This is a genomic window from Arthrobacter sp. CJ23, assembly GCF_024741795.1.
Taxonomy (GTDB): Bacteria; Actinomycetota; Actinomycetes; order Actinomycetales; family Micrococcaceae; genus Arthrobacter.
In genome coordinates this window covers 2,357,418-2,372,945 of record NZ_CP102950.1, presented here as the reverse complement: position 1 = coordinate 2,372,945, position 15,528 = coordinate 2,357,418, and the positions used below count along the sequence as shown (strand labels likewise).

Annotated in this window: 16 protein-coding genes; 8 read left to right on the top strand and 8 right to left on the bottom strand. The window is 67.5% G+C overall.

Annotation, left to right across the window (positions count from 1 at the left end):
* Positions 1–33 precede the first annotated feature (33 nt).
* Both NVV90_RS10460 and pepN read left to right on the top strand, forming a co-directional pair.
* Positions 34–1,086 (top strand): YeiH family protein, encoded by a 1,053-nt coding sequence (locus tag NVV90_RS10460; RefSeq protein ID WP_258437247.1) that lies wholly within the window; start codon positions 34–36, stop codon positions 1,084–1,086.
* 4 nt (positions 1,087–1,090) lie between these two features.
* Entirely contained in the window at positions 1,091–3,706 is a 2,616-nt protein-coding gene (gene pepN / locus NVV90_RS10455; RefSeq protein WP_258437245.1) for an aminopeptidase N, read from the top strand.
* A gap of 21 nt (positions 3,707–3,727) precedes the next feature.
* Here pepN and NVV90_RS10450 read toward each other — a convergent pair whose 3' ends face one another.
* From NVV90_RS10450 to NVV90_RS10430, 5 genes are all read right to left on the bottom strand, one after another.
* Positions 3,728–4,828, bottom strand: a complete 1,101-nt coding sequence (locus NVV90_RS10450) for a biotin/lipoate A/B protein ligase family protein (protein ID WP_258441136.1) — start codon at positions 4,826–4,828, stop codon at positions 3,728–3,730.
* 79 nt (positions 4,829–4,907) lie between these two features.
* Positions 4,908–5,162: a type B 50S ribosomal protein L31 gene (locus NVV90_RS10445; protein ID WP_207616918.1), complete on the bottom strand. Its 255-nt coding sequence runs from the start codon at positions 5,160–5,162 to the stop codon at positions 4,908–4,910.
* A 174-nt stretch (positions 5,163–5,336) separates the two neighbouring features.
* The gene (locus NVV90_RS10440; RefSeq protein WP_258437244.1) at positions 5,337–6,146 is read right to left on the bottom strand and encodes an RNA methyltransferase; all 810 of its coding nucleotides are present in this window, start codon (positions 6,144–6,146) and stop codon (positions 5,337–5,339) included.
* Positions 6,147–6,153: 7 nt separating this feature from the next.
* Positions 6,154–6,939, bottom strand: a complete 786-nt coding sequence (locus NVV90_RS10435; protein WP_258437243.1) for a sulfite exporter TauE/SafE family protein — start codon at positions 6,937–6,939, stop codon at positions 6,154–6,156.
* A 17-nt stretch (positions 6,940–6,956) separates the two neighbouring features.
* A complete protein-coding gene (locus tag NVV90_RS10430) occupies positions 6,957–7,742 on the bottom strand; it encodes an ABC transporter ATP-binding protein (RefSeq protein WP_258437242.1) in 786 nt (261 codons plus the stop codon).
* 111 nt (positions 7,743–7,853) lie between these two features.
* Between NVV90_RS10430 and serB the strand changes: the two genes are divergently transcribed.
* Positions 7,854–8,747 (top strand): phosphoserine phosphatase SerB, encoded by an 894-nt coding sequence (gene serB, locus NVV90_RS10425; RefSeq protein ID WP_258437241.1) that lies wholly within the window; start codon positions 7,854–7,856, stop codon positions 8,745–8,747.
* An 82-nt stretch (positions 8,748–8,829) separates the two neighbouring features.
* Here serB and NVV90_RS10420 read toward each other — a convergent pair whose 3' ends face one another.
* Together NVV90_RS10420 and fabG are read right to left on the bottom strand one after the other, a co-directional pair.
* Entirely contained in the window at positions 8,830–9,582 is a 753-nt protein-coding gene (locus NVV90_RS10420; protein WP_258437240.1) for an SDR family oxidoreductase, read from the bottom strand.
* 136 nt (positions 9,583–9,718) lie between these two features.
* Positions 9,719–10,444 carry a 3-oxoacyl-ACP reductase FabG gene (gene fabG, locus NVV90_RS10415; RefSeq protein ID WP_258437239.1) on the bottom strand — a complete coding sequence of 242 codons (726 nt, stop codon included), beginning with the start codon at positions 10,442–10,444 and terminating at the stop codon, positions 9,719–9,721.
* A gap of 177 nt (positions 10,445–10,621) precedes the next feature.
* Here fabG and NVV90_RS10410 point away from each other — a divergent pair, with 177 nt between their 5' ends.
* The 4 genes from NVV90_RS10410 to NVV90_RS10395 are packed head-to-tail and all read left to right on the top strand — an operon-like array spanning position 10,622 to position 12,774.
* Positions 10,622–11,143, top strand: coding sequence for a DUF3099 domain-containing protein (locus NVV90_RS10410; RefSeq protein WP_396125301.1), 522 nt, complete (start codon positions 10,622–10,624; stop codon positions 11,141–11,143).
* Positions 11,140–11,439, top strand: a complete 300-nt coding sequence (locus NVV90_RS10405) for a hypothetical protein (protein ID WP_258437237.1) — start codon at positions 11,140–11,142, stop codon at positions 11,437–11,439. The genes NVV90_RS10410 and NVV90_RS10405 overlap by 4 nt, the downstream gene beginning before the upstream one ends.
* Positions 11,440–12,306 carry an SURF1 family protein gene (locus tag NVV90_RS10400; RefSeq protein WP_258437236.1) on the top strand — a complete coding sequence of 289 codons (867 nt, stop codon included), beginning with the start codon at positions 11,440–11,442 and terminating at the stop codon, positions 12,304–12,306.
* Positions 12,307–12,774, top strand: a complete 468-nt coding sequence (locus tag NVV90_RS10395; protein WP_258437235.1) for a YbaK/EbsC family protein — start codon at positions 12,307–12,309, stop codon at positions 12,772–12,774.
* A 186-nt stretch (positions 12,775–12,960) separates the two neighbouring features.
* Here the strand turns inward: NVV90_RS10395 and NVV90_RS10390 are convergent, their stop codons facing one another.
* Positions 12,961–14,559, bottom strand: coding sequence for an ABC-F family ATP-binding cassette domain-containing protein (locus NVV90_RS10390; protein WP_258437234.1), 1,599 nt, complete (start codon positions 14,557–14,559; stop codon positions 12,961–12,963).
* Positions 14,560–14,864: 305 nt separating this feature from the next.
* On the opposite strand from NVV90_RS10390, the gene NVV90_RS10385 reads away from it, so the two are divergent.
* On the top strand, positions 14,865–15,488 hold the full coding sequence (locus tag NVV90_RS10385) for a biotin transporter BioY (protein ID WP_258437233.1): 624 nt from the start codon (positions 14,865–14,867) through the stop codon (positions 15,486–15,488).
* Positions 15,489–15,528 lie beyond the last annotated feature (40 nt).

Here is a 15,528-nt window from a genome sequence, read left to right as displayed (position 1 = left end):
CGTTTTCCAGCCGTCATCGGGCAGGGTTGGAGCATGCCGTTCAACAGGTACCTCAGGCCGCTGGCCCGTTTGGGGCCCGGGCTGGTCCTGGCCGTTGCGGCAACAGGGCTTGCCTTCATCGTCCATGCCATGCTGCCCGCCGTGCCGGCCATGACGGCAGCTGTTGCTTTAGGTTTGCTCTCAGCAAATATACCGGGCACAGCCGTGTGGACCGCAGGACGCGCCCGCCCCGGCCTGGACTTCGCCGGCAAGCACCTCATGCGGGCCGGCATCGTGTTGCTGGGGCTGAAGGTCAGCATGGTGGATGTGCTCGGCCTGGGCTGGACCGCGTTGCTGCTGATCACCGGCGTGGTGCTGGCCAGTTTCACCGGAACGTACGGCCTGGCCCGGCTGCTGCGTCTCCCGCGCGAAACGGCCCTCCTGATCGCCACCGGGTTCTCGATCTGCGGCGCCTCGGCCATCGGCGCCATGGCCGCCGTCCGCCGCATCAAACACCAGGACACGGTGCTGCCCGTGGCCCTCGTGACCCTGTGCGGGACGCTTGCCATCGGAGTGCTCCCGCTCCTCATGCACCCCCTCGGACTCAGCCCGGAGCGTTTCGGTGCGTGGACCGGGGCCTCGGTCCACGACGTCGGCCAGGTGGTGGCCACAGCGCAGACTGCCGGTGCCGCGGCACTGGGGATCGCCGTCGTCGTCAAGCTGACAAGGGTGATCCTGCTGGCCCCCATCACGGCGGCGGCCGGTGTCCAGCAACGGATCGTGCACCGCAGGGAGCGGGCCGGCATCCTCGCGGCGGGCGGGCCGGACGGCGGCGGCGGCGCCTTCCCGCCAGTGGTCCCGCTGTTCGTGCTCGGCTTCATGGCCATGGTGGGCATCCGTTCGCTGGGCTGGGCATCCCCGGTGGCTCTCGAGGCCGCCGGTGCGGTGCAGGACCTGCTCCTGGCAGCAGCTCTGTTCGGGCTCGGTTCGGCCGTGCGCATCCGCACCCTGCTGCACACCGGGGGCCGGGCGCTGCTGCTCGCTTTGGGTTCCTGGCTGCTCATCGCAGGGCTGGGCCTGGGCGCCGTCTGGATCATGATTAGATAGCTGTGTGTCGAATCACAATCTCTCGCGCGATGAAGCCGCCACCCGTTCAGCCCTGATCAGCACACACCGCTACGACGTCTCCCTGGACGTGCGGCAGGCGGCAGATCCCGCCGTCGCCGGCTACACCAGCACCAGCACCATCGCCTTCGCCGCGGCGCCCGGATCGTCCACTTTCCTGGACTTCATCTGCGGCGGGGTGCACCGCGTGGTCCTCAACGGCACCGAACTGGACAGCGCCCGGGTGGTGGACCGCGACCGGATCCTCCTGGCGGATCTGCAGGCCGAGAACGAGGTGACCGTCACGGGCACCGCACTCTACAGCCGCTCCGGCGAGGGCATGCACCGTTTCGTGGACCCGGCCGACGGCCAGTGCTACCTCTACACGCAGTACGAACCCGCCGATGCCCGGCGCGTCTTCGCCAACTTCGAACAGCCGGACCTCAAGGCCGAGTTCACTTTCCACGTCACCGCCCCCACCGGCTGGCACGTGGCGTCCAACGGCGCCGAGGCAGCACGCACGGTCCTGGCAGAGGACCCGGCGGCGAGCCGCTGGGATTTTGCCACCACCAAGCGGATGTCCACCTACATCACCACGGTGCTGGCCGGCCCCTACTTCAAGGCCGAGTCCCACTGGAGCAAAGCGCTCGAGGACGGCAGCACCCTGGACGTGCCGCTGGCCCTTTACTGCCGGGCCTCGATGCAGGACTCTTTCGACGCCGATGAGCTCTTCCGGCTGACCAGGAACGGCCTGGACTTCTTCAACGAGCTCTTTGACTACCCGTACCCCTGGGGCAAATACGACCAGGCCTTCGTGCCCGAGTACAACCTCGGCGCCATGGAAAACCCCGGCCTGGTCACTTTCACCGAAAAGTACGTCTTCGCCTCCCGCGCCACGGATGCGCAGTACCAGGCCCGTGCCAACACGCTGATGCACGAGATGGCGCACATGTGGTTCGGCGACCTCGTCACCATGCGCTGGTGGGATGATCTGTGGCTCAAGGAGTCCTTCGCCGATTACATGGGAACCCTGGGCGTGGACGAGGCCACCGACTGGGACAGCGCCTGGGTGAACTTCGCCAACAAGCGCAAGGCCTGGGCGTACCTCCAGGACCAGCTGCCCACCACCCACCCGATCGTGGCGGACATTCCGGACCTCGAGGCCGCCAAGCAGAACTTTGACGGCATCACCTACGCCAAGGGCGCCTCGGTGCTCAAGCAGCTCGTGGCCTACGTGGGCTTCGAACCGTTCATCGAAGGGTCCCGGCAGTACTTCCGCGACCACGAGTTCGGCAACACCTCGCTGCAGGACCTCCTGTCCGCCCTCAGCGCCGCCTCGGGCCGGGACCTGGGCGAATGGGCCGGGCAATGGCTGCAGACCTCCGGGATCTCCACCGTCACGGCGAACGTCACCGACGACGACGGCACAATGGGCGCCGTGATCCTCGAACAGGACTCCGTGGACCCCCTCACGGGCAGGCAGGAGCATCGGCCGCACCGGCTGCGGATCGGGCTGTACGACTTCAACGCCGCACGAGAGCTCCTCCGGACCGGGAGCATCGATGCCGACGTTTCCGGCGCGTCCACGCTGGTGGCCGGCCTGGCGGGGCTCCCCCGGCCGGCCCTCCTGCTCGTCAACGACGAGGACCTCAGCTACGCCAAGGTCCGGCTCGACGCCACGTCCGAGGCCACCGTGCGCGCTTCCCTGGACCGCATCGCCGACCCGATGGCACGCGCCCTGTGCTGGACGGCCCTCTGGGACTCGGCGCGCGACGGCGTCACCCCCGCGGAACTGTACGTATCCGCCGTCGAGCAGTTCGCCCCGGCAGAGAGCGGGATCGGCGTACTGCTGAACGTGCTCGGAAACGCCGCCACCGCCGTCGAGCGCTATGTTCCTGCTGCCGCCCGCGGCACGGTCCGCAACGGCTTCCTTGGCGTCGCGGCACGGCAGCTGCGGACGGCAGACGCCGGAACAGACCAGCAGCTCGCCTGGGCGCGGACCGTTGCGGACGTTTCCCGGCACGACGCCGCCGAACTGGGACTCGTACGCGGAATCCTGGACGGCAGCACAGTCATCCCCGGCCTGACCGTGGACGCCGAACTGCGCTGGAGCCTCTGGCAGGCCCTCGCCGCCAACGGCGCCGCCACACAGGACGAGATCGACGCCGAGCTGGCCGCCGACAACACGGCCGCGGGCCGCGAAGGGCATGCCACGGCTTCGGCCGCCCGCCCGGACGCCGCCGTCAAGGCCGCGGCGTGGGACGCCGCGGTCAACGGCACCTCGCTGTCCAACGAGATCCTCAGCGCCACCATTGCGGGCTTCGCCACCGGCCCGGCCCCCTTGCTGGAGCCCTACGCGGAGCCGTACTTCGGATTGCTGGAGCGGATCTGGGCGGAGCGCAGCATCGAGATTGCCGGCAGGATCGTGCGGGGACTGTTCCCGGCGGGCCAGGACCTGGCCGAGGGCATGGCGCCGCTGGATCACCCCGTGCTGCAGCGCTGCGACGAGTGGCTGGCGGCCCGGACCGAGGCGCCGCGGGCCTTGCGGCGCATCATCATCGAACAGCGCAGCCACCTGCTGCGTGCCCTCACGGCGCAGGCGGCAGGGGTACCCGTCCGCTGACGGCCGCCGTTCGCCGAAACGTCAGGGAACCCTGTTCAGCCATTCCGTGGTCCCGAACTTGGCGGCGACGCGTTCCTTGGCGATGGCCAGTTCGGCCTCGGACACGCTGGATTCAACGGCGCCGTAGCGTTCGGTGAAGACGTCCTGCATGGCGGCAATGATCTCCATGCGGGACAGGCCCGTCTGCCGGCGGAGCGGGTCCACGCGCTTCTTGGCGCTGCGCGTGCCCTTGTCCGAAAGCTTTTCCTTGCCGATGCGCAGGACCTCCACCATCTTGTCGGCGTCGATGTCGTAGCTCATGGTCACGTGGTGGAGCATGCCGCCGTTGGCGAGGCGCTTCTGCGCTGCGCCGCCGATCTTGCCCTGTTCCGTGGCGATGTCATTGAGTGGAACATAGAACGCGCTGATGCCCAGCTTTTCCAGTGCGGCCATGACCCATGCATCCAGGAAGGCGTAGGAGTCGGCAAAGCTGATGCCGTCCACCAGCGTCTGCGGCAGGTACAACGAGTACGTGATGCAGTTGCCGGCCTCCATGAACATGGCGCCGCCCCCGCTGATCCGGCGGACCACGGTGATGCCGTGCCGGGCCACGCCGCCGGGGTCCACCTCGTTGCGGACGGACTGGAAGCTGCCGATCACCACGGATGGTTCCTCCCAGTCCCAGAAGCGCAGGGTGGGGTTGCGCCGCCCGGCACCGACTTCCTCGGTGAGGACCTCGTCCAGGGCCACGTTGACGTGCGTGGGCAGGACCGAGGGCGGGATGATTTCCCACTGGTGGTCCGCCCAGCCGCTCGCCCGGGACAGGGCCCGGCGGACGGTGACGGCGACGGCATCGGCGGAGAAACCGAACAGCACGGTGTCGGCGGGAAGGGCTGCGGTGACGGCGGCGGAGATGTCGGCCGCGGGGGCGGACTCGGGAAGTCCGGTGAGCGCGCGGTTGATGTCCAGCAGGGCCTCGTCCGGTTCGAGGAAGAAGTCGCCGCTGAGCGAGACCCCGGCCAGGTGGCCGTCAACGACGTCGAGGTCCACCACCACCAGTTTCCCGCCGGGGACCTTGTATTCGCCGTGGAGGCGGGTGCCGTGGTCGGGCGCTGCGCTGGAATCGGAGGTCATGCGCTCCATCTTGCCGGAAAACACAAATGCCCGCATTGCCGGATAATCCGGCAATGCGGGCACTCGCGAAACGCTTGGGTGAAGTGTATTACTTCTTGCCGAAGCCCGCGAAGCGAGCGTTGAAGCGCTCGACACGGCCTGCGGAGTCCATGATGCGCTGCTTGCCCGTGTAGAACGGGTGGGACTCCGAAGAGATTTCGACGTCGATAACCGGGTAGGTGTTGCCGTCTTCCCACTCGATGGTCTTCGAGGAAGACACGGTGGACTTGGTCAGGAACTTAACGCCGGAAGCCAGGTCGTTGAAAACAACAGCTTCGTACTTCGGGTGGATATCAGACTTCATAATGGGACCTTTGTTCACGCAACTGGATTTTGCCAGCTGCCAGGTATGAATGGGAGTGGTCCTGCGCCTGCCGTTCAGAACGATTGCCAGGTGCCGGGCCAACAATCAATCATAGCCGAAGCGGCAGCGCCCCACGAACACGCCTGCTGTTCGGCGGGTCCGGGAAACGGGTGCTCAGTCCTGCGGCCGCAGTTCCCAGAACGCCACCGCCGAGGCGGCTGCCACGTTGAGGGAGTCGACGCCGGCGCGCATGGGGATCTTCACGGCAAGGTCGACGGCGGCGAGCGTCTCGGCGCTCATGCCGGCGCCTTCGGTGCCGAGCACCAGGGCAAGCCGCGGGATCCTCCGGGCGGCGAGCTCGTCGAGGTCCACGGCGTCGTCCGTGAGTTCCATGGCGGCCACGGTGAAGCCCTGCGCCCTGAGTTCTTCCAGCGCGCCGGGCCAGCTGTCCAGCCGCGCCCACGGGACCTGGAAGACCGTGCCCATGCTGACGCGCACACTGCGCCGGTAGAGGGGGTCCCCGCACCGCGGCGAGACCAGCACGGCGTCCACGCCGAGGGCCGCTGCGGAGCGGAAGATGGCGCCCACGTTGGTGTGGTCCACGATGTCCTCGAGCACGGCGACGCGCTGTGCGCCGGCCAGGAGTTCCGCCAGCGGCACGGGGGCCGGGCGGTGCATCGCCGCCATGGCGCCGCGGTGCAGGTGGAATCCGGTGATCTCTTCCAGGAGCTGGGCCTTGCCGATGTAGACGGGCACGTCCGGGAAGTCCTGGAAGACGTCGTCGAGGTCCTCCAGCCATTTCTCGGCCAGGAAGAAGGAGCGGGGCTGGTGTCCGGCAGCCAGGGCCCGGCGGAGCACCCGGGAGGATTCGGCGATGTACATGCCTTCCTCCGGCTCACGGAGCTTGCGCAGGTGCACGTCGGTCAGCCGCGTGTAGTCGGCCACACGCGGGTCATCGGCGGTTTCGAGGTAGTGGAAGGTCACCGGGTGATTATTTCAGCAGATTGGCGATCATGAAGCCGAGGGCCACCAGGCCCAGGGCGAAGATCACCGTTCTGAGCACCACGGGCTTGAGGCGCCGGCCCACTTTGGAACCGACCACGCCGCCGATGAGCGAACTGACGGCAATGAGGCCCACCACGGGCCATTCGATCCGGCCGAAGGCGAACAGCAGATAGGAACATGCAGCCACAATGTTGACGGCCAGCACGAGGATGTTCTTCATGGCGTTGGCGTTCTGGATGGTCCCGGTCATGAAGACGCCCAGGATGCCGACCAGCAGGATGCCCTGGGCAGCCACGAAGTAGCCCCCATAGATGCCGGCCAGGAAGACGAGGAGCACCAGGATGGCGCCGTGGCCTTTGTCGTGGAGGGCGTGCTCCGGGTTTTCGGCGCGGTCGCGGACCCATTGCTGCAGCTTCGGCTGGAAAACCACCATGAGCAGTGCGAGCACGATCAGGATGGGCGCGGCATAGTGGAACACCTTCTCCGGCAGGTGCAGGAGGAGCCAGGCCCCGGTGATGCCGCCCAGAATCGAGGCAGGCAGCAGCCGCAGCAACTGGCGGCCGCGGCCCTTGAGTTCATGGCGGTAGCCCCAGGCCCCGGAGGCGTTCCCGGCCACCAGCCCCATGGCGTTGCTGATCGAGGCCGTCACGGGCGCATAGCCCAGGGCGATCAGCACGGGGAAGGTCACCAGGGTGCCGGAACCGACCACGCTGTTGATGGTTCCAGCCCAGAGGCCGGCAAAGAAGATGATGACGCCGTTGAGGATCTCCACAATAAGACGCGCGGCGGCTAGCGGCGGGCGGTGGCCGTGTATCGGCCGGAGCTCTCCGTCACGTCCAGGGGCAGCCCGAAGGTGGTGCTGAGGTGGTCGGCGGTCAGGACGTCGCCTATGGGGCCTGCGGCCACCACGCCGCCGTCGCGCAGCAGCATCGCGTGGGTGAAGCCCGGCGGGACTTCCTCGAGGTGGTGGGTGACCAGGACCATGGCGGGTGCGTCCTCGTCGTGGGCCAATTCGCTGAGCCGGTGCACGAGTTCCTCGCGGCCGCCCAGGTCCAGACCGGCTGCCGGCTCGTCTAGCAGGAGGAGTTCGGGGTCCGTCATGAGGGCGCGGGCGATCTGGACGCGCTTGCGTTCGCCTTCGGACAGGGAAGCGAAGGAGCGGTTCAGGAGCGGGCCCATGCCCCACTCGTTGAGCAGGCCGAAGGCGCGGCGTTCGTCGTCGCGCTCGTAGCCTTCGCGCCAGCGGCCGGTGACGCCGTACGCCGCGGTCACCACCACGTTGAGCACATTTTCGTGTTCCGGGATCTGGGTCGCCAGTGCGGCAGAGGACAGACCGATGCGGGGGCGCAGTTCAAAGACGTCAACGCGGCCCAGCGTCTCGTCGAGGATGCCGGCGGTGCCGGAACTCGGGTGCAGGCGGGCCGCCGCAATCTGGAGGAGAGTGGTCTTGCCGGCTCCATTGGGGCCGAGGATGACCCAGCGTTCGCCTTCATTGACCTGCCAGTCGACCTTGTCCAGCAGAGTCTTGGTACCTCGGACAACGCTGACGGAAGCCAATTCAAGAACATCACTCATAGGAGTAGACACTAGGACAAAAAGCAGCGTGACTGATAACCGGATCCGGCGGTGCCCGGGGGCGGCGAAACGAATTCGGGGCGGCGTGCCGCGCTCGATAGGATTGGGGACATGACTTCGAACTTGGCTGCGGTCAGCTATGGCGTGAATTTGTCCCCGGTGGAGCTGGAACACCTGCGCAAGGTGCTCTCCGACGTGGGGGCCTCCTTCACGTCCGAGGCCCGCTCGGGCGATGAGCGGTTCGGGGTCTACACGATCGGCCTGGCCGTCGACGGCGGCACCGCTGCGGACCTCGCGGAGATCCGCCGTCGCGTAGCCGACGCCGCAGGCGAGGGCGTGGACACCGCGATCGTTCCTGCCGGTCTGCGCGGGGCGCCGCGCAAGCTCCTCATCATGGATGTCGACTCCACCCTCATCCAGCAGGAAGTCATCGAACTGCTCGCCGCCCACGCCGGCAAACGCGAGGAAGTCGCGGCCGTCACCGAAGCCGCCATGCGCGGCGAACTGGACTTCGCCCAAAGCCTGCACGCCCGCGTGGCCGTGCTGGCCGGGCTGCCCGCCGCCGTCGTCGACTCCGTGCGCGAGGAAGTCCGCCTCAGCCTGGGCGCCGCCGAACTGGTGGCCGCGTTCAAGGCCGCAGGCCACGTGGTGGCTGTCGTATCGGGCGGCTTCAACCAGATCCTCGGCCCGATCGCCGGTCAGCTCGGCCTGGACTACTGGATCGCCAACGAACTGGAAATCGTCGACGGCGTCCTGACCGGCAAGGTCCTGGGCGCCGTGATCGACCGGGCCGCGAAGGAAAAGTACCTCCGCGAATGGGCTGCCGCCGAGGGCATCAGCCTGGAGCACAGCATCGCCGTGGGCGACGGCGCCAACGACCTCGACATGCTGGGAGCGGCAGGGATCGGGATCGCCTTCAACGCCAAGCCCGCCGTCCGCGCCGTGGCGGATGCCGCCATCAACATGCCGTACCTGGACGCCGTCCGGCACATCGCCGGAGTCTGATCCGGCCCCACGCAAGGCAGCAGACACGAAGGAGCGGCCCGGGACTGATGTCCCGGGCCGCTCCTTTATGTTGCTGCGGACGTTACTCGGCGGTCTTGCCGAAGTAGTCGGCGCCGCCGACGTACTCGGTGTGGCCGGACTCGACGTCGGCAGTCACCATCTTGGCGACCTCCGCGGCGAACTCCTCCACCGAGTAGAGCTTGCCGGCCTCGGTGCGGCGGGCCTCGATGGCGCCCGGGTTGGAGCGGTCCAGGAGCGTAGCCGTGACGGTGCCTTCGATCATGTCGCCGGACACCACCACCAGGGAGATGCCCTTGTCGGCCAGATTGGGGAGCAGCTCACGCAGAGCCACTTCGCCGGCGCGCTTGCTGCGGGCAACCGGTTCGTATTCGGGCATGGTGGGCACGGTGTCCACGAAGTGCGCCTGGTGGCTGGTGACGAAGACCACGCGGGAACCTTCCGGCATGAGCGGCACGGCGGCGTTGAGCATGTTGATCTGGGCGTCGCGGTTCAGCTTGAGGGCGTAGTCCGCCTCCATGCCCGACTCCATGCCGCCGGATGCGTTGAGCACCAGCACGTCGAGGGAACCGAATTCCTCCATGGCGGTGCTGGCCAGGGCGTGCACGCCCTCCGCGGTGGTGAGGTCAGCGCCCACTGCTGCGGCGCGGCCGCCGGCAGCCTGGATGTCCGCCACGACCTTGTTGGCGCGAGGCGCCTTCTGGCGGTAGTTGACGACGACGGCAGCGCCCTCGCCTGCCAGGATCCTGGCTACCTCTGCGCCGATTCCGCGTGAAGAACCGGTGACGATCGCGGTCTTGTTGTCCAGCAGTCCCATTCGAGCTCCTTTTGTTCAAAACATCCAAAATACTGTGGGTTCAGGAACCATCATGCCAGCGGGCAAGGGCATTGCCTTTGTCCGTGACCCACAAAAAACGCCTGGCGACCTGGTTGGCCGCCGGTGCCGGAAAGATCTAGTGGCCCATTCCCAGGCCGCCGTCCACCGGGATGACCGCGCCGGAGATGTAGGCGGCCTCGTCGCTGGCGATCCAGCGGACCACGTTCGCGACCTCGGAGGCTTCGGCGAAGCGGGCCGCCGGGACGCTGGCCAAGTAGGCCTTCTGCGTGTCCTCCGGAAGGGCCGCTGTCATGTCCGTGTTGATAAAGCCCGGTGCCACCACGTTCGCCGTGATGCCGCGGCTGCCCAGTTCACGGGTCAGGGAGCGGGCGATGCCCACCATGCCCGCCTTGGACGCCGAGTAGTTGATCTGGCCCGGAGCGCCGTAGAGGCCGGAGACCGAGGAAATCAGGACCACGCGGCCCTTGCGCAGGCGGATCATGCCCTTGGAGGCGCGCTTGATGACGCGGAAGGCACCTGTGAGGTTGGTGTCGATGACCGAGGCGAAATCGTCCTCGCTCATGCGCAGCAGGAGGGTGTCCTTGGTGATGCCCGCGTTGGCCACGAGGACCTCCACGGGGCCGTGTGCTTCTTCGACGATCTTGAAGGCTGCGTCCAGCGAGGCCTCGTCCGTGACGTCGGCCTGGACTCCCAGGATGCCTGCCGGGAGCTCGGATTCGCTGCGGTACGTCACGGCCACCTTGTCGCCGTTGGCGAGGAAGGACTCCGCGATAGCGAGGCCGATTCCGCGGTTGCCGCCGGTGATGAGGACGCTGCGGCCGGTGGATACTGCTTCAGACATGCTGTGGCTCCGGATTCTGCGGCACGCCTGTGCCGCGGTGAAAGAGGGATTTTCCTGCCTTTGATCTTAGCCGCCAGCCATGGCAACGTGCCGGTAGCCGCGTCCCGCGTGGTTTGGGCGGCCCTGCCGTTGGTGAGAGAATTGAGGGGAGCCTTATTGGAGCGTGATGATTCAGCCGTGACACGAGAGAACAGTCCCCTGCAGCAAGTGCCCGGGGATCCGGACGCGGTTTCAAGCGACCCCGAAGTCCACAGCATCACCGACGCCGCGGCTGCCCACTCGGACGACATGCGGGACCGCATGATCAAGTACGCCGTGGCCATGGGCATCCGCATGGTGTGCATCGTCCTGATCTTCGTGGTGGACGGCTGGTTCAAGATCATCGCCGTGGCGGGCGCCGTGTTCCTGCCGTGGATCGCCGTGGTCATCGCCAACGGCAGCGACAAGGCAGAAGTCCACAGCGATGCCCTGCTGGACTACGTTCCGGCGGTCGAGATCGAAGGTTCCACGGCGGCGACACCGGCCCCTGAGACCCCGCCGGTGACCGTGTTGGAGGGCGAACTGGTCGACGACGACGATCCCGACGGCGGCGCGGGCACGGACGGAACGGGCACAAACCAGGCCACAAACCGGTCCGGCAGACAGCAATCCGGCACACACCGGGACACAGACAGCGGCGAGGAACGGGCAGCTTCATGAACATCTTCAACCTTGGCGGCCTGGGACCGGGCAGCCAGGAGGACGGGCGTGCGCCCGGAACCCCCTCCGAAGCCCTCTGCTCCCGCAAGGGCTGCCGCTCCGGCGCGGACTGGCAGCTGCTGTGGAACAACCCGCGTATCCACACCCCCGAACGCCGCAAGGTCTGGCTCGCGTGCCAGGAACACCGGGAATGGCTGGAGGACTACCTGCAGACCCGGGACCTCTGGAAGGACACCATCCCCTTCGACGCCACGGCCGGGGCAGACGCCACCGCCGGCACGGGCGGAGCCGGCTGAATGTACCGTTTTCTGTTCTCCAGCAAATGGCTGGGCTACTTTGTGCTGGCGCTCATCTTCGCCACGGCCTGCGTTTTCCTGGGCCGCTGGCAGATGGACCGCCGGGCCGAGACGCTCGCCGAAATCAACCGCGTGGTCAGCAACTACTCCGCCGCTCCCGTTCCTTTTGCTGACGTCAAGGAGCAGTTCGCCGGCCTGGATCCAGAACGTGAATGGACCCAGGTGGAGCTGCGCGGGCACTATGACGTCGCCGGACAGCGGGTCGTACGGAACCGGCCGCTCAACGGGCAGCCGGGCTACGACGTCGTGGTTCCCTTCCGCCTGGCCACCGGCGAGGCCGTGGTGATCGACCGCGGCTGGCTGCCCATCGGCAACAACACGCCGGGACACCCCGACGTCGTGCCGGCACCTCCCGCGGGCGAGGTCACCGTGGTGGCCCGCCTCAAGCCGTCCGAACCCAAGCTGGACCGCGGCGCCGTCGACGGCCAGCTGGCCTCGATCGACCTGCCCGGCTTCGCCGCCGAACTGGACTATCCGCTGCAGACCGGCGCCTACGGCCAGATCGCCAGCGAGACGCCTGCCGTGGAGCCCATGCCGGCGGCGTTCCCCAAACCTGCCACGGAGGAGGGCACGCACCTGTCCTATTCGCTGCAGTGGTTCGCGTTCGGCGTCCTGATGTTCATCGGCTTCGGCTACGCGGCGCGCCAGCAGGCCCGGAATGCGGCCATCGACGCCGAGGACGATGACGGCGAGGATATCCCCGCGGCGGGCGCGCCACCGCGCCGCCGGACGCCGCCGGCACGGAAGGGCAAGCGGCCCACGTCCGAGGAAGAGGAAGACGCAATTCTGGATGCCCAAGGATACTGAATGATCCCCGCTCCCGTTCTCAATGTGAAGGCCGCGCTCACCCGGGCCGGCGCCGCGGACACCGTCCGGATCTTCGAGGACGCGGTCCCGACGGCGGCAGCCGCGGCTTCGGTGCTGGGCTGCGACGTCGCAGCAATCACCAACAGCTTGGTGTTCGAACTCGACGGCGGCCCGTTGCTGATTCTTGCCAGCGGCGCAGCGAAAGTGGACACCGCACTCGTGGCCGGGCTCCTGGGCGCAAGCAAGATCCGCCGGGCCTCCCCCACCTTCGTCCTGGAACACACCGGCCAGGAAGTAGGAGGAGTGGCGCCTGTAGGCCACCCGGAGAAGCTCAGGACCCTCCTGGACGAGTCCCTCAAGGACCACGAGATCCTCTGGGCAGGCGCCGGAGACCACAATTCAATGTTCAGCATCAGCTACGAGCAGCTCAGAAAAATCACCAACGCCGAAGAACTCCAGGTCCGCTAGTTCCCGCAAGGGTGACGTGCCCGCCAGCGGAGGGACGCGTTTGATTTGCGTAGCGTGCGTCCAAGCGGGGGCCCACGCCGTCAGGGTTCCCTGGCCGAGCTTGCGAGGCTAGGGAGACGGTGGGGAGTACGAGCGAGCACGCGGCAAATCGGGCGCGGCGCGCAGCGGAAGGCGAGCCCGGGCGGCCTACGCCAGCGTAATCAGGTCCAGGTAGTCTTCGTTCCAGTGGTCCTCGACGCCGTCCGGCAGCAGCACGACGCGTTCCGGGTTCAGTGCCGAGACGGCTCCTTCGTCGTGGCTGACCATGACGACGGCGCCGCTGTAGTTCTTCAGGGCGCCCAGGATCTCGGCGCGGCTGGCCGGGTCAAGGTTGTTGGTGGGTTCGTCCAGCAGCAGCACGTTGGCGCTGGAGGCGACAATCGTGGCGAGGGCCAGGCGGGTCTTTTCACCCCCGGAGAGCACACCGGCGGGCTTGTCCACGTCATCGCCGGAGAACAGGAACGAACCGAGGATGCCGCGGACTTCGGCGTCCTTCATGTCCGGGGCGGAAGAGCGCATGTTCTCCAGGACCGTGCGCTCGACGTCGAGCGTCTCGTGCTCCTGGGCGTAGTAGCCCACCTTGAGGCCGTGGCCTGGGATGATCTCGCCGGTGTCCGGCTTGTCCACGCCGGCCAGCATGCGCAGCAGGGTGGTCTTGCCGGCACCGTTGAGGCCCAGGATGACCACCTTGGAGCCGCGGTCGATGGCCAGGTCCACGTCCGTGAAGATCTCGAGCGAGCCGTAGGACTTGCTGAGGCCTTCGGCGGTCAGCGGGGTCTTGCCGCAGGGCGAGGGATCCGGGAAGCGCAGGGCTGCCACGCGGTCGTTTTCGCGCACGGCCTCCAGCCCGCTGAGGAGCCGCTCGGCGCGCTTGGCCATGTTCTGGGCGGCAACGGCCTTGGTGGCCTTGGCACGCATCTTGTTGGCCTGGTCGATCAGGACCTGGGCCTTCTTCTCGGCGTTGGCGCGTTCGCGCTTGCGGGCGCGCTCGTCCGTTTCACGCTGGAGCACGTAGCGCTTCCAGTCCATGTTGTAGTAGTCGATCTGGGCGCGGTTGGCATCCAGCAGGTACACCTTATTAACCGTGGCCTCGAGCAGTTCGGTGTCGTGGCTGATCACGATCAGCCCGCCCTGGTGGTTCTTCAGGAACTCCCGCAGCCAGGTGATGGAGTCGGCGTCGAGGTGGTTGGTGGGTTCGTCGAGGAGCAGGGTCTCGGCGTCCGAGTACAGGATGCGCGCCAATTCCACACGGCGGCGCTGGCCGCCGGAAAGAGTCTTCAACGGCTGGTTCAGCAGCCGGTCCGGCAGGGCGAGGTTGGAGGAGATCGCGGCGGCTTCGGCCTCGGCGGCGTAGCCGCCACCGGCCAGGAACTCGGCTTCGAGCCGGTCATAGCGGTTCATGGCCTTGCGCTGCACAGCGGCGTCGCCGCTGGCCATTTCCTCATGGGCCTTCTTGAGCTTGCCGACGACGACGTCCAGGCCGCGGGCGGAGAGGATGCGGTCGCGCGCGAGCTGCTCCATGTCCGGGGTGCGGGGATCCTGAGGCAGGTAGCCGATCTCGCCGCTGCGGGTTACCTTGCCGCCGGCCGGAAGGCCTTCGCCTGCGAGAACCCGGGTGAGAGTGGTCTTGCCGGCACCGTTTCGGCCGACGAGCCCGATCTTGTCCCCTTTGTCCACCCTGAAGTTGACTTGGTCCATGAGCAGGCGTGCGCCGGCGCGGAGTTCAAGGTCCTGGACGGTAATCAATTCGGGTGATGCCTTTCAATGGGGAACGCCTGCTGAACCGGTTGGCCCGGTATGTGCGGCGGATTCGGCCATGAGAACGGCCTAGTCAAGTCTACCGGCTGCCCGGCACCTGACCAGCATCGGCGTGCCCCGAGTCCCGAACGGCCCTTCCGGAAGCCGCTTTTGTCTCCGGCCTGAGAAGACCCGGCAGCAGAACTGTAGGGACCCTCCAAAATGTCCCCTGTTGTTCCTCCGTATTCTCGGAGTCAGGGGAAAGCAGTTCCGCAATTCCACACCCTTCACAGCACTTCCCGATAGGACCTGTCATGAGCCAGCCTGACACCGCAGCCGCACCGCGCGCGGCCTCCCGCACCCGCTGGGGCGCCACCGACCTTGGATTGATCGCCGTCTTCGCCGCCCTCGTGGCCGCTTCCGCGCTCATCCCGGGAATCCCCGTCGGCGCCCTGGGCGTGCCGATCACCCTGCAGCTGCTCGCCGTCGTACTGACCGGACTGGTGCTGGGCGGCGGGCGCGGTTTCGCCGCCGTCGGGCTCTATCTCCTCCTGGGCCTGGCCGGGCTCCCGATCTTCAGCGGCGGCCGCAGCGGACCGGGCATCCTGGCCACCCCCTCGGCCGGCTACATCATCGGGTTCCCGCTGGCCGCCGCCGCGGCGGGTTGGCTGGCCGGCGTCGTGATCCGCAGGACCGCCAAGTACCGCACGGTCTTCCTGTTCCTTGCCGCCCTGGTGGGCACCGTTGTCCTGGTCCACGGCCTGGGCGTGCTGGGCATGATGGTCAACGGCAAGCTGGACTTCACCAAGGCCTTCCTGGCGGACCTCCCCTACTACCCGGGGGACATCCTGAAGTGCTTCCTGGCGTCCGTCATTGCCGTATCGCTCCACAAGGCGTTCCCGGACGTCCTGGTCCGCCGCGTCCGGCAGCTGCGCTAGCGCGGGGTCGGTTTCAGCGGCAGGCTCCGGGGCAGGAACA